Origin of the sequence: Haloglomus litoreum, assembly GCF_029338515.1 — an archaeon.
In the GTDB taxonomy this organism is placed as follows: Archaea; Halobacteriota; Halobacteria; order Halobacteriales; family Haloarculaceae; genus Haloglomus; species Haloglomus litoreum.
The window spans coordinates 822,002-835,094 of the sequence record NZ_CP119988.1; the positions used below are offsets into that span (position 1 = coordinate 822,002).

General features: G+C 74.9%; 11 protein-coding genes. 7 read left to right on the forward strand and 4 right to left on the reverse strand.

Annotation, left to right across the window (positions count from 1 at the left end):
* Window positions 1-55 precede the first annotated feature (55 nt).
* Together P2T62_RS04055 and P2T62_RS04060 are read left to right on the forward strand one after the other, a co-directional pair.
* Window positions 56-640 (forward strand): magnesium transporter, encoded by a 585-nt coding sequence (locus P2T62_RS04055; protein ID WP_276260208.1) that lies wholly within the window; start codon window positions 56-58, stop codon window positions 638-640.
* A gap of 551 nt (window positions 641-1,191) precedes the next feature.
* Window positions 1,192-1,752: a magnesium transporter gene (locus P2T62_RS04060; RefSeq protein WP_276260209.1), complete on the forward strand. Its 561-nt coding sequence runs from the start codon at window positions 1,192-1,194 to the stop codon at window positions 1,750-1,752.
* 132 nt (window positions 1,753-1,884) lie between these two features.
* On the opposite strand, the gene P2T62_RS04065 is transcribed toward P2T62_RS04060, so the two are convergent.
* Window positions 1,885-2,049: a hypothetical protein gene (locus P2T62_RS04065; RefSeq protein ID WP_276260210.1), complete on the reverse strand. Its 165-nt coding sequence runs from the start codon at window positions 2,047-2,049 to the stop codon at window positions 1,885-1,887.
* A gap of 314 nt (window positions 2,050-2,363) precedes the next feature.
* Window positions 2,364-2,549, reverse strand: coding sequence for a hypothetical protein (locus tag P2T62_RS04070; protein WP_276260211.1), 186 nt, complete (start codon window positions 2,547-2,549; stop codon window positions 2,364-2,366).
* 162 nt (window positions 2,550-2,711) lie between these two features.
* Here P2T62_RS04070 and P2T62_RS04075 point away from each other — a divergent pair, with 162 nt between their 5' ends.
* From P2T62_RS04075 to P2T62_RS04090, 4 genes are read left to right on the forward strand one after another with little or no spacing between them, the layout of a single operon-like run.
* Window positions 2,712-5,744 carry a transglutaminase TgpA family protein gene (locus tag P2T62_RS04075; RefSeq protein WP_276260212.1) on the forward strand — a complete coding sequence of 1,011 codons (3,033 nt, stop codon included), beginning with the start codon at window positions 2,712-2,714 and terminating at the stop codon, window positions 5,742-5,744.
* On the forward strand, window positions 5,741-6,418 hold the full coding sequence (locus P2T62_RS04080; RefSeq protein ID WP_276260213.1) for a DUF7269 family protein: 678 nt from the start codon (window positions 5,741-5,743) through the stop codon (window positions 6,416-6,418). The genes P2T62_RS04075 and P2T62_RS04080 overlap by 4 nt, the downstream gene beginning before the upstream one ends.
* Window positions 6,415-7,845, forward strand: a complete 1,431-nt coding sequence (locus tag P2T62_RS04085) for a DUF58 domain-containing protein (protein ID WP_276260214.1) — start codon at window positions 6,415-6,417, stop codon at window positions 7,843-7,845. The genes P2T62_RS04080 and P2T62_RS04085 overlap by 4 nt, the downstream gene beginning before the upstream one ends.
* A 2-nt stretch (window positions 7,846-7,847) precedes the next feature.
* Complete coding sequence (locus P2T62_RS04090; protein WP_276260215.1) at window positions 7,848-9,332, forward strand: hypothetical protein; 1,485 nt, start codon at window positions 7,848-7,850, stop codon at window positions 9,330-9,332.
* 34 nt (window positions 9,333-9,366) lie between these two features.
* Here P2T62_RS04090 and P2T62_RS04095 read toward each other — a convergent pair whose 3' ends face one another.
* Window positions 9,367-9,969: a TetR/AcrR family transcriptional regulator gene (locus P2T62_RS04095; protein ID WP_276260216.1), complete on the reverse strand. Its 603-nt coding sequence runs from the start codon at window positions 9,967-9,969 to the stop codon at window positions 9,367-9,369.
* A gap of 193 nt (window positions 9,970-10,162) precedes the next feature.
* Between P2T62_RS04095 and P2T62_RS04100 the strand changes: the two genes are divergently transcribed.
* On the forward strand, window positions 10,163-11,887 hold the full coding sequence (locus tag P2T62_RS04100) for a helix-turn-helix domain-containing protein (RefSeq protein ID WP_276260217.1): 1,725 nt from the start codon (window positions 10,163-10,165) through the stop codon (window positions 11,885-11,887).
* Between the two features lie 36 nt (window positions 11,888-11,923).
* Here the strand turns inward: P2T62_RS04100 and P2T62_RS04105 are convergent, their stop codons facing one another.
* Window positions 11,924-13,006, reverse strand: a complete 1,083-nt coding sequence (locus P2T62_RS04105) for a molybdopterin-dependent oxidoreductase (protein ID WP_276260218.1) — start codon at window positions 13,004-13,006, stop codon at window positions 11,924-11,926.
* Window positions 13,007-13,093 lie beyond the last annotated feature (87 nt).

Consider the following 13,093-nt stretch of genomic DNA (forward strand, 5'->3'; position numbering starts at 1 on the left):
CGGATCGTGGCGCCCGGGTTGAAGTGGGGTGGCCCCGACGGCTCGAACCAGAACGATGGGTGTGCGCGAGGTGGCCGGCGAGGCGTACCGCGAGGCGCTGCCGGCGCTCGCCGCATCGGCCGTCGGCGGCCTGCTCGCTGGCCTCGTCCTCGGCGGGATGCGTGGGGACCTGGCCCGTGTGAACGGCCTCCTGGTCCTCATCCCCGCGCTGCTCGCCACGCGGGGCAATGTCTACGGCTCGCTGGGCGCCCGCATCGCCACCGGCCTCCACCAGGGGCTCGTCGAACCACGCGTGACCGCGGGCGACGAGCGGCTGCGCGCCGCCGTCGCCGCCGCCATCGGCAACGGCCTGCTCGCCAGCCTGTTCGCCGCGACGGTCGCCTTCATCATCCTGTCGCTGCTCGCACAGTCCCCCGAGCCGCTGCCCGTCCTCGTGGGCATCGCGCTCATCTCCGGGCTGCTCTCGGGCATCGCGCTCTCGACGGTCGTCGTCGTCGTCGTGTTCGCCGGCTACCGCCGCGGTCGGGACCCGGATACGCTCGTGGGGCCCGTCGTCACGACCGCCGGCGACGTGTTCGGGCTGACCTTCCTGCTGCTGGCGGTTCGGATCGTCGTCGGCGCGCCAGGGGGTGGTGTGTGAATGCGGTTGCTCGGGGGGTCCCGACGGTGTTGCTCCCACGGTGTGTGCGTACGACGGCGGCCACCAGCAGTCCTGGGAAGGGCGAGCGCTCTCGGCGAAGGCGGGCGACACAAGCACCGCAGCCCCCGCGCGAGCGGAGCGAGCGCGGGGGCGAGGAGCGCAGCGAGCCCCCCGAGCCGAGAGCGCTCGCCCTTCCATTCCGCCAGGAGGTCGGCTCCCGAATGTCGCGTCCACACCGTGCCAGCTCGGTGTGGACGCGACCCTCGGAAGCCGAGGAGCGACACACCGAGCTGGCACAGTGCGTCGCTCCGCTCGACATCCGATCTTCGGGTGGGAATGGAAGGGGCAGCGGGCTCGACCCGGCCCCGGCGACGCAAGGACCGCATCCGCATGCCCGGAACGACGGGTGAGCGTCAGCGAACCCGTCGCAGCCCGGAACGGGAGGACCGCAGCGAGTCGCGGCCGGTCGAGCCCGCCGGGGCTTCCTACAGGTCGTCCTCCTCGCTCGGGTCTCCGTCTCCGTCACCACGGTCGGAGGTGACTGTCCCGTAATGCCGACCGAGTGGACCGTCCGCGCCATCACGCGCGCCACCCTGCCCGTCCTCCTCGGGCTCACCCTCGTCGAACTGGTCAGCGGGCTCGTCCTGGGCTCCTTCGAGTCGACGCTGCTGCAGTACCCCTCGTTGCTGGTCCTCGTGCCCGTCACCATCGGGACCGCCGGGAACCTCGGGAGCGTCCTCGCCTCGCGGCTCTCGACGGCGTTCCACCTGGGGACGCTGTCGTTCGCGCCCGACGACGACCGCCTCGCCGGCAACGCGGTCGCCACCGTGCTGCTGGCCCTGACCCTGTTCCCGTTCGTCGGCGGCGGCGCGTGGCTGCTCCAGTCGGTCGTCGGCGGCACCCGGCTGGCCCTCGCGCGGGTCGTGCTGGTGGCGCTGGTCAGCGGGGCTGCCCTCGCCGTGCTGGCCATCGTCGTCACGCTCGTCGCCACCTACATCGCCTACCGGCAGGGGCTCGACCCGGACGACGTGGTCATCCCCGTCGTCACCAACGTCTGCGACGTGCTCGGGGTGGTGGTCCTGTTCCTCGTGGTCGTGCTGCTGGTGCCGTGACCGGGCGGTGTGCGCTCCATTATCGGATAATATGTGGTATTATGCGTGAAAACGTTCTACGAGTGTATAATTGGGGCAGTAGTGGACAAAAAGTCCGGTTTGGATATCCCTGCCGGCTGCCCGGCCGACCCATCACCCGTCCGGCCCCTCGATGTCGCGGAGGAGTTCGAGAACGATGTCCGGCGTTCCGCGGTCGACGAGCGCCTCGAGCTCGGCGACCTGCTCGCCGGTCAGGAGTCCCTCCTCCCCGTAGGCCCTGACGAGGTGCTTCGTCGCCTCCGTCTCCCACCGGTTCATGGCTAGCACCTCACCTGCCTCCCGGTCCCCGGACCCGGGACCGGGACGCTCCGGTGAACGAGTGGTCGCACACGGGACAGTAGAAGTCCTCGAGGTCACCGGCGAGCGGGATTGGGTAGGCGGCCGACGAGCGGCAGTACGGGCAGTAGGTCATCGTTATTCACCAGATGGTGATAGGCTGGCTACCCGGATGGCTGTGTCTACGGTTCCCAAATATTGGGGTGCTGATAGTTCCTGTTCCCGACCGGTCCGGACTGTCCGATGGTCCGTGTGTGCGTGGGCGTCGCAGTACCGGGTCCGCCCAAAGCCGGATGTCAGTCGCTCGCCCACCGTGCCTCGACGCGTTCGACGAGCGAGAGCGAGGCGACGAACAGTGCCAGCGGTGCGATGTAGAGGCCCGCCTCCGCGAGCGGGACGAGCGAGCCGGCGGGCCAGAGCGCGACGAGGAGCCCGACCACCAGCACGAGTGCGAGGTGGTTGCGGCCGAGGGTCCGGTGCATACCCACCGTTCGAAGCGGGCGACCCTATCCGCCCGGGCCACCGCGCCGGGCGGCCGACGCACCGGGCCAAGACGGGACTTTATGACGGGTTCGGGCGGTGACGGCGGCGGCGTCCGTCGGTCACCCAACACAGTTAGTACGCCGGAGACACCAGCCCCGGCAGTGAACCGGCGGGGGCTGCTGTCGCTGGTGCTGGTGGGCGTCTGCGTGGTGAGTCTCGTCGCCGCGGCGCCGCTGCTCGACCAGTCCGGGAACCCCGCCGTGCGGACGCTGCTGGGGGTCGAGGGGACGCCGACGCCGGGGGCCGGCCCGCCGAAGCCGACCGTCGGCGCCGTGGAGCGCCCGTACTGGCGGTCGATGTCCTACGACCGCTACACGGGCAGCGGGTGGACCCGGACCGGGAACGCGACCGCGTACGACGGGCCGCTGCCGGGTCCCGCCGGCGATAGCGGCGAGGTGACGCTCCGGCTCCGGACGCGGAGCACGGTGCAGACGCTGCCGGCCCCCTGGAAGCCCGTCCGGGTCGGCGGCGGGGTCGCCGACGAGACGCGGGTCTACGACGCCGGGCTCCAGCCGGCCGAGGCGTTCCGGCCGGGCCGAGCGTTCACCGTCACGAGCCGCGTGCCGAACTGGACCGTGGCGGACCTCCGGGCCGCCGGCACCGACTACCCCGCGGCCATCGAGGAGCGCTACACCCAGTTGCCGGCCGAGACACCCGCGCGGGTCCGCCGGCTGGCCGGCAACGTCACCGCGGACGCCGGGACGCCGTACGCGACGGCCGTCGCCGTCGAGCGGTGGCTGGAGACGAACAAGCGCTACTCGCTCGACGCCCGCCGGCCGGCCGACGGGTTCGCGGACACCTTCCTCTTCGAGATGGAGGCGGGCTACTGCCAGTACTTCGCGACGGGGATGGTGGCGATGCTCCGCGCCGAGGGCGTGCCCGCGCGCTACGTCTCGGGCTACTCACCGTCCGAGCGGACGGATTTCGGGACCTACACGGTCCGCGGGAAGTACGCCCACGCGTGGGTGGAGGTCTACTTCCCGGGCGAGGGCTGGGTGACGTTCGACCCGACGCCGGCCGCGGCGCGGGCCAGCGCCCGAGGGTCAGTCGAGGCCGACCTCGCCGGCGCGGCGGGGGCGACCGGGCAGGCTGCCGCCGCACGAACGCCGGGCGGCTCGTCGTCGGTGGGGAGCCGCTCGGCCGCCCGGGCGGCCGGCGCCCCCGCAGGTGCCATCGCTCAGTCCGACGAGGAGTACGTCCGTGCCGACGTCGACGTCGAACTGGACGGGGCGGTCGTCCCGGGGAACGTCGTGACGGCGACCGTCCGCGACCCGGAGACGGGCGAGCGGCTCCCGGACCACCAGGTCCGGTTCAACGACGACCCCATCGGCGTGACCGACCGGGACGGCGAGGTCACCGGGCGGGTGCCGTACGCGGAGTCGCTGCGCGTGACGGTCCACCGACCGGCCGCGGGGACCGCCACACCCGACGGCGACGGCGGCTTCGGCGGCGGCGACGGCGAACTCGCGACCGCGACGGCCACGCCGACCGTGACGCCGGCCGGTGGCGGGGGTGGGGGTGGACAGGCGGGTCGAACCCGCGAGCCCAGCACCATCCAGGACCTCCGCTACAGCGGCCGGTCGGTGACGCTCGGCGGCCCCATCGACCGTCTCTCGAACGAGGTCCTGTTCACCGTCACCGTCGTCGACGGCGCCGAGCGGTTCGCGCCGGGGACCGGTGGAACCCGGACGGCGACCGCCACAGCCGTTCCGGCGGCGACCACCACCGGTACCTCGGCGCTGGCCGTGGGGCCACGGCGGGTGCGGAGCGCCGGCGCGCTGGCGACCACGACCCGCCGGGGAGCGCGCGCCCGGCAGGACGACGAGCCCATCCCGCTGAACACGACCATCGACGTGACGCTCTCGCCGGGATCCGTGCCGGCGCCCGGACGTGAGGTGACCGTCAGCGCCGACATCGAGGGCGTTCCGGTCGCGGACGCGACCGTCTCCGTCGCCGGGGAGACCTACACCACCGACGACCGCGGCCGGGCGACGGTCCCGGCCCCGTTCCGGCCGCGTGCGAACGTGAGTGTCCGGCGCGACGCGGCGACGGGCGCGGCGGTCCTCGCGGTCCGGACCGACGACCGCCGACTCGCGTTCGACGGCGAGCCACGCCCCGGGGGCAACGTCAGCGTCCGTGGCTCGGTGGCCAGCGTCCCGCTCGCGGAGGCGGCGGTGCGGGTGAACGGCCGGCGGGTCGCGACCACGGACGAGCGCGGCCGGGCGACGGTTCCGGTTCCCTACGCCGAGCGGCTGAACGTCACGCTGGCGCGCGACCGGGTGGCGGTGAACGCCTCGCGCGAGCTGCCGACCCGGCTCCGGATACGCCCGCGCGGGCTGGTCTCCCCGGGCGGGAACGTCGAGACTCACGTCACGCTGGGCCGGGAGCCGGTGGCGAACGCGAGCGTCTTCGTCGGTGGCGAGCGGGTCGGGCGCACGGCCGCCGACGGCACCCTGGCCGTCGACCTGCCGGTGGCGCTCGGGACGAGCGTCGGCGCGCGGCGCGGCGCGGCGACCGGCGTCCACCGCGTGACGCTGTGGCCGTGGTGGTTCGCGGGGCTGGCGCTGCTCGGCGCGGGACTGACGCTCGTCGCCTCCCGCGGGCTCGCCGTCGCCGACAGCGAGTTCGAGGTCGACCCGGCGCTCCTGGGCCGCCCGTGGGAGTTGCTGCGCCTGCTCCGGCTGGGCGTGCTGCTGGCGGGCCTGTTCGTGCTCCGGGCCGTCGCGCGCCGCGTCGGGGGCCCCGACGTCGACGTCCCGGACTTCGACGAGGCCGACCGCGAGCCGCCGGAGGTGCCGGCACCGGACGCCGACGAGAACACCGTCTACCGGACCTGGGCGCGGTTCGCCGACGGCGTCGACATGGTCGACCGCTCGCCCGGCGAGGTGGCCAGCGAGGCGACCCGCCGGGGCCTCCCGGCCGGGCCCGTCGAGCGCCTCCGCGAGGCGTTCGAGGCGGTCCGGTACGGTGACCGCGACCCCGCGGCCACCGAGGAGACCGCTCGCGAGGCCTTCCGCGAGGTCGAGTGCGCCAGCCGCGAGGCCGCGAGTCGCGACGACGGGCGCGATGGGCGCGCCGCCGCCGGGCACGACGGCACCGTGAGCGATGACGACGACCGGGGTGATGGCCGGTGAACCGGCGCGACCTCCTCGGCGGGCTGGCGGTCGGACTGGCGGCGCTGGGGCTCCTGGCACGGTCCGGCTCGGCCCTGCCGCCGGGGCTCGGGACGCCGCTCGCGGCCGCCGGCCGCGCCGCCACGCCGGGCACCGCGGTCGCCCTCGCCCTCGCGACGGCCGTCGGCGCGGCGGCCCTCGTCCGGGGGCAACTGGGGACCGACGCGCCGGACCCGACCGCGTCCTTCCGTGCGGCGCCGACACCCGCGGACGACCTGCCGCTGCTGGGGGCCGAGGTCGCGGCCGCGCTCGACCGGCTCGAGGACCAGGGTCCCGGTACCGACCCGGCCGACCGGGAGACCGTCCGGACCGCCGTCGAGCGGGCCGGCGTGACCGTCCTCTCGCGGGCCGAGGGCATCGACGACGAGACCGCCCGGGCGCAGTTCCGCCGCGGCGACTGGACCACCGACCCCGCGGTGGCGGCGTTCTGCGGCGCCGAGGTGTCGGTCCCGCTCCGCCGACGCCTGGCGGAGGCGCTCGCCCCCGAGCCACGGTTCGTCGGCCGGGCGCGACGGACCGTCGACGCGCTGGCGGCCGTCGCGGATGGGACTCGGGGGGATGACGCCGGGTCCCCGGGGCGGACCGCCGCTGCCGGACGGACCGCCGCGGCCGGCGACGGTGGTGGTCGCCGATGAGCGACCCGCCGTCTCCGGTCGCGGCCGACCGGTGGGCCGTCGCGGTGGGAATCGCGGTGCTGGCGCTCGGGTTCGGGCTGGTGACGCAGAACCGGGCGGTGCTGGTCGCGACCGTGGTCCCGCTCGCGTTCGTCGCGTACGGTCGGCTCTCGACGGCGCCGACGCCCGAGCTGAGCGCCCGCCGCTCGTTCGACCCTGCACGGCCCGCGGTCGGCGAGCGGGTCGCGGTGACGGTCACCGTCCGGAACCGGGGGGCGGCGCTGCGGGACTGCCGGCTCGCCGACACCGTTCCGGGGGCGCTGGGCGTCGTCGACGGGCCGGCCGCGGCCGCCACGACGCTCCGGGCCGGCGAGGAGACCGAGTTCACGTACACCGTCCGGGCGCGCCGTGGCGACCACGAGTTCGGGCCGGTCCGGGCGGCGGCCGTCGGCGGTGGCGACGCGGCGACCGTCGAGCTGTCGGCCGAATCCCGGCTCCGCTGCCGGGCCACCGGCGCGGCCGACGAGAGCGGCGCCCCCACCACGGCCAGCGGCGACGCCACGACCAACTCCCGCGGCGGCGGCGTCGAGTTCCACGCGGTCCGAGAGTACCAGCGGACCGACCCGCTCTCGCGGGTGGACTGGCGACGCTTCGCCCGGACGGGCGAACTCGCGACCGTCGAGTTCCGCGAGGACCGCTCGGCGACCGTCGCCATCGTCGTGGACGCGACGGCATCGACCTTCCGGCGGGCCGCGGCCGACGCCCCGACGGCCGTCGAGTACGCCCTGTTCGCGGCCGAGGGTGCGTTCGAGGCCCTCCTCGAGCGTGACGCGACGGTCGCGCTCGCGTTCTACCCGGACGCGCCGGCAGCCCTCGGCCCGGGAACCGGCGTCGACCACCGGACGTTGGGCCGCCGCGCGTTCGACGCCTACGGTCCCGGGGGCACCCGCGACCCGGCCGGGGAGCCGTCCGAACTGCGCTCCGACGGCGGGGGCGACCCCTTCGGCGACGCGTTCGAGCCCGCTGGCGGTCCGGGTGGCGACGACGAGGGCGATGCCGGGGCCGACGCGGTCAGCAGCGAGTCGAGCGAACGCGACCCGGGCCGGTACGACCCGGGGACCGCGTTCGGCGGCGACGGCGGGGCGGGCCACGAGGAGCCGGACCCGGTGACGGCGCTGCGCGCGTCGCTCCCGTCCGGCGCGCGGGTGCTGTTCTGCTCCCCGCTGCTGGACGACGGGGCGGCCGACCTCGTGCGGACGCTCCGGGCCGACGAGCACGACGTCCGGGTGCTGTCGCCCGCGCTCGACGCACCGACGCCGGCGGCACGGCTGCCGGCGTTGGAACGGGCGGACCGGCTGGCGGCCCTCCGCGGTGAGGGGATCGGTGTCGTGGACTGGACCGACGAACCGCTGCGCGAGGCGCTCGCCCGCGCGCTCCGGGAGTGGTGACCGTGTCGGGACCCAACGTCACCCGTCGCCGGCCGACACCGACCAGTGGTGCGCTCGCGGCGGTCGCGGCGGTGCTGGCGGTCGGAGTCGTCCTCACCGGGATCGCGACGGTCGGCACCGTCGCGGTGGTCGCAGAGGGCGCGGTCGTGCTGGGGGCCGCGACGCTCCTGCTGGGGCGCTCGCGGCCGCCGGCGCTCGCGGCCGGCGTCTTCCTCGCCGGGGCCGGCGCCCTGCTGCTGACGGGCGGCGTCGCGGTGACCGCGGCGGGCACGCCCCCTGTCGTGGGACTCTCGGCGGCGCTCGCGGCGGGCGGGGTGCTGGTGCTGGTGCCGGTGCTGGTGGGGGCACCGCCCTCGCGGCTCGCGGCCGGTATCGGGCTCGCCGGCAGCCTCGCGCTGGCCGGGTTCGGGCTGGCGGTCGCCGCGACCGTCCGCGGGAACCCCATCGCTGCCGGCTCGCTGGCGAGCACGCTCGCGGCGCTCGCGCCCGGACTCCTCCGCCCGGCCGCACCGCTCGCGGAGGCCGGGCTCGTGCTCGGGGTGGCGTGGCTGTGGGCGCGCCGGGCCCGGACCGACGGGTTCGTGGCACCCGAGGGACGGGTGGCTGCGGTCCGACCGTGGCTGCTCCGGGGCGCGATCGCCCTGTTCGGGGCGACGCTCGTCGCACCGGTGCTGGGGCCCGGGCTGGCGGCCGCGGCCCGCGACGCCGGGACCCACGCCACGCTCGGGGGGTTGGTCGCGGTCGTGGTGGCGGGCTACGCGGGGACGGTCCTGCTGGGTGCGGCTGGGGTCCCCGCGCTCCGCCGCCGCGAGGGGTGGCTCGCGGCGCTGGGCGGTACGGGGATGGTCCTGCTCGTGGCGCTGGCCGTCCCGGCGGCGGTCGGGGCGGCGACGCGGGCGCTCGTGGCGGTCGTCCCGGGATTCGTCCGGGCAGCCGGCTTCCTCACGGACGCAGCGGGATCGACGGGCGCCGTCCGGGCCGTGGTGACGCCGCTGGTGCTGCTCGTCGCGATCACGCCGGCGTTCGTCCTCCTGGCGGCGCTGACGGCCGCCGAACGCGGAGGACTGCTCCGCGGTGCACGGGGGATGAGCGCGGTCGCCGCGGGGCTGCTGGCGGCCGGGGCACTCGTGTCGGCGGTCCTCACGCGCGACCCCGCACGGACCGTCGCGGCGGTGGCGCTGGCGGTGCTGGTCTGGGACTTCGCCGAGTTCGGACTGTCACTGGACGCCCTCGTGGGAGCGGAGGATCGGGGAGAAGGGGACGGAGAGCACCGGGATGGCGGCCCGGACCTCGGCCGGACCTCGGCCGTCGAGCGCGGACACGCGACGACCAGCCTGACGGTCGCCGGCGTCGCTATCGCGGCCGGCGTCGGACTCGCTGCCGTCGCCGAACCGGGGAGGGCGCCCGGTGCGGGTGGGGGAGCAGCGGTCGCACTCCTGCTCGCGGCGGCGGTGGCGGCGCTCGCCGCACTCCGTGACCGGGACTGAGCCGCCCGTGGAAACCGGAGTCGGCCGTGGTCGCTCAGGCCCGGAGCCGTTCGAGGACGTCCTCGAGGCTGCGCTGGCTCACGCCGCCCTCGTGGTCCGTGGTCAGTCGGCGGACGCTGATGCCCGTGGCCAGGGAGTAGAGGGTCTCGGCCACGTACTCCGGGTCGACATCGCGGAACCGGTCGCGGGCGACCCCCTCGCGGACGGCCGCCTCGAACTCCTCCTGGATGCGCTCGTCGAGCGCGCTGAAGCGCTGGGCGAACCGTTCGTCGCGGGGGGCACGCATCCGGAGATCGAGCAGCGACAGCCGGATGCCGTCGTCGTCATCGCCGGGGACGAGCATCCCGAACACCGTCCGGATGCGCTCCGCCGGGTCGCTGGTCGCGTCGGCTCCGACCGCCGCCGCGAACTCCTCGACCAGCCAGTCCAGAAAGTCGACGAGCAGGTCGTCCTTCGAGTCGTAGTGGTAGTACAGCAACGACTTGGACTTCGAGAACTCGTCGGCGATGGTCTGGATGGTCAGGTCGGCGTAGCCGTGCTTGCTCAACGCCTCGTAGGTCGCGTCCATGATCTCCGCTCTGGTCCCCTGTTCGCTCGGTTGGGTCGTGTCCCCGCCGCTTGCAGTTTGTCCGGTCATGGTTGGTCGTGGAACCGTTCCACTTGACCGAACGAACAGTCCGGGTACAAAAGGTGGTTGTGACGAAAGCGTCCAAACGAACGGTATAGGCTCTGTTAGACGTATTCTCGACAGTACGGTCCGGCCAGGAATGGTCACTGCCGCCAGGGTCACCCGGCAATTTAAGTCCACAGAGTGCCCCCCTGAGAACGATATGACGCCCAGCGACCAGTCAGGCCGTGCCCGGCTGTTCGCTGTGGCGGTCGCCGCGTGGCTCCTCCTCGGTGCCGTCGCCGGCATCCCCGCCGCTGCCGCCACGACGGACGCTGGGACCGGACAGCTGGGAGACGACGACGGGGGCCTCCTGAACGAGACGGTCGACTCCACCACGGACACGGTCGATTCGACCGTCGACTCGACCACCGATGCCGTGGACGACACCACGGACACGGTCGCTGAGACGACCGATTCCACCACCGAGACGGTCGATTCGACCGTCGAGGGGACGACCGACACCGTCGACACGGCGACCGGCGGTGCGACGGAGGACACCACGGACGCCGTCACCGACGCCACCGACGGGGTGACCGACGCGGCCGACACGACGACCGACGGGGTGACCGACGCGGCCGACACGACGACCGACGAGGTGGACGCGGCGGTCGGCGACACGACATCGACGACGGACGCGGTGACCGACGACACGACCGACGCGGTCTCGGCTGCGACCGAGGGCGACCTCGAGGGGACGGCCGGGTCCCTCGACGACGCGACCGACGAGACCACGACCCTCACGACCGACCGGGTTACCTCGCTGGCCGAGACGACGGGCGAGGTGACGGCGGAACTCACCGAGACGACCGGCGAGGCGACGACGGACCTGGCCGGCGGGACGACCGGGGCGCTCGCCGAGCTGGGCGGCGACTCCGGCGTGTCGGTGGTCGGGTCGACGGCGGGGGCCGCCGTCGGGAACGTCGCCGGGAGTTCACCCGACGAGACGCTCTCGGGCGGGAGTGACGACACGGCGTCGAGCGGGCAGGCCGCCCGCCTCGAGAGCGGGTCGGACGACGGTAGTGACGGACCCGACGGCGCGACGGATGGAACCGGCGACGGGGCGGCCGGGGACGCGAGCGGCGAGCGGTCGGTCGCGGCCGAGCCGGACGGCCCGCTGCTGACACTCGGCGGCCCGGGCGGCGTGCCCGTCTCCGAGGACGCCGCGACCGGCCTCGGCCTCGGGGCGCTCCTGGTCGGCGCCGTCGGCGCCGCGGTCCGGCAGGCATCGGCGGCCGGGGGGACCGGCGCCGGGACGACCGCCGCCCGGGCGGCCTCCACCGCCGTCGCGAGCGGCGAGGGGCCGCTCTCGCGGCTCGCACGGATGCTGTCGGTCCTCCGGTACTCCCGGTACGACGACTCGGACCCCCTCGAACTCGACGCCCGCCGGGCGGTCTACGAGGCCATCAGCGACCAGCCCGGCGAGCCCATCACCGCGGTCAGCGACCGGGCCGACGTCAACCTCTCGACCGCACGCCACCACGTGAAGGTGCTCCAGCGTGAGGAACTCGTCGCGACCGCCCGGGTCCGCAACTGCGAGCGGTTCTACCCCGCCGGCACCGAGGACCTCGAACTGGCGGCGGCGATGGCCGACGAGTGCACGGCGGACATCCTCGACGCGCTCGTCCGGCTGGAGCCCGCCTCGGTCAGCGGGCTCGCCGACGAGGTCGACCGCTCACCCTCCACCGTGACCCACCACCTCCAGAAGCTGGAGGACGACGAGATCGTGGTCCGGGAGCGGGCCGGACGCTCGGTCGAGAACAAGCTCTCGGAGCCGGCGCGCGCGGCGCTCGACCCGGAGACCGAGCGCCGCCAGCACGCCGCCGAGCGCCGACTCGAGGCCGAGGCCGAGCGGTCGGACGCGGCCTCCGGCGCGAGCGCCGACTGATTCTGCCGACCGCTGTCGTCGGGGCACCGAGCCGACCTACTCACCCAATCCGCTGACGAAGATGGCGACCCACTCGCCGAGTTCGCGGCGGCGCGTGACCCGGACCGACTCGACCCACTTCACCCACTGGAAGCCGCGGCGCTCCGGCGCGACCAGGCGCAGCGGGAAGCCGTGGCCGTGCGAGAGCGACTCGCCGTCGACGGCCGTCGCCAGCAGCGCCCCGCGGGCCTCCTCGACGGGGAGTGACCACCGGTACCCCGTCACGGAGCGGAACTGGACCCAGCGGGCGTCGTCGTCGACCCCGGCCCGGTCGAGCAGGTCGGCCACCCGGACACCCGACCAGTCGTGTTCGGAGTACCACCCCGAGGTGCAGTCGAGCAGGGCGGTCCGCTCGCCGTCGGTCGGGAGCGCGTCGGACTCGAGCGCGAACGGCTCCGAGACGGCGCCCTCGACCGAGAGCGACCACGCGCCCACGTCGACCGGGTCGGGATCGTCGGCGACCCACATCGTGACCGGGAAGCGGTTGCCGTCGCCGGAGCCCCGCTCGCGCGAGCCGGTGAACCGGCGGTCCGCGCTGTCGGTCCCGAGCGCGCGGTTGACGGTCTTCTGCGTGCGCCACGCCACCGCCCCGGCGCCCACGAGGCCCGCGTAGCGGAGCGCGTCCCGGCGGTCGCTGCCCGCGAGTGCGTCGGTCGGCGCGTGCAGCCGGTCCCGGAGGTGGACCCACAGGACAGGGACGATGGCCAGCCCCAGCAGGACGTGGATGACGAGCAGCGCGAGCGGGCCGACGAAGAGGGGCCCGCCGAACACGAACCACAGTCCCGTCCCGAGCGCCCCCAGGACGAGCGTCGCGAGCAGGAGCGATAGGGCGACCCTGCCCGAGCGGGCGCGGACGCCCGCCCGGACGCGGGCGCGGACGCGGTGCAGCTTCACCCCGACCAGAACGACCAGCGACAGGCCCGCGACGCCGTGGACGACGAACAGCCAGGCGTCACCGAGGCTCCCGGCGAAGGCCGTCGCCAGCCCCGTCGTCAGCAGGACGGCCACGGCGACGAACAGCGACCAGTCCACCAGCTCGGCGGACGGTGTCAGCCGCGAGAGGCGGTCGGGGAGCGACACGGCCTCCCTTGGGCGTCGAGCGACTTAGCCGCCCGGTCGCGGCGGCGGCCTTCGGACGGGGATCCGTGATAGGGGCGTTGTGCGTCT

Bases quoted from the DNA above. Each gene is read 5' to 3' on its own strand.
- P2T62_RS04100 (WP_276260217.1), top strand. From the start codon at position 10,163: ATGACGCCCAGCGACCAGTCAGGCCGTGCCCGGCTGTTCGCTGTGGCG.
- P2T62_RS04070 (WP_276260211.1), bottom strand. From the start codon at position 2,549: ATGCACCGGACCCTCGGCCGCAACCACCTCGCACTCGTGCTGGTGGTC.
- P2T62_RS04085 (WP_276260214.1), top strand. From the start codon at position 6,415: ATGAGCGACCCGCCGTCTCCGGTCGCGGCCGACCGGTGGGCCGTCGCG.
- P2T62_RS04095 (WP_276260216.1), bottom strand. From the start codon at position 9,969: ATGACCGGACAAACTGCAAGCGGCGGGGACACGACCCAACCGAGCGAA.
- P2T62_RS04055 (WP_276260208.1), top strand. From the start codon at position 56: ATGGGTGTGCGCGAGGTGGCCGGCGAGGCGTACCGCGAGGCGCTGCCG.
- P2T62_RS04065 (WP_276260210.1), bottom strand. From the start codon at position 2,049: ATGAACCGGTGGGAGACGGAGGCGACGAAGCACCTCGTCAGGGCCTAC.
- P2T62_RS04060 (WP_276260209.1), top strand. From the start codon at position 1,192: ATGCCGACCGAGTGGACCGTCCGCGCCATCACGCGCGCCACCCTGCCC.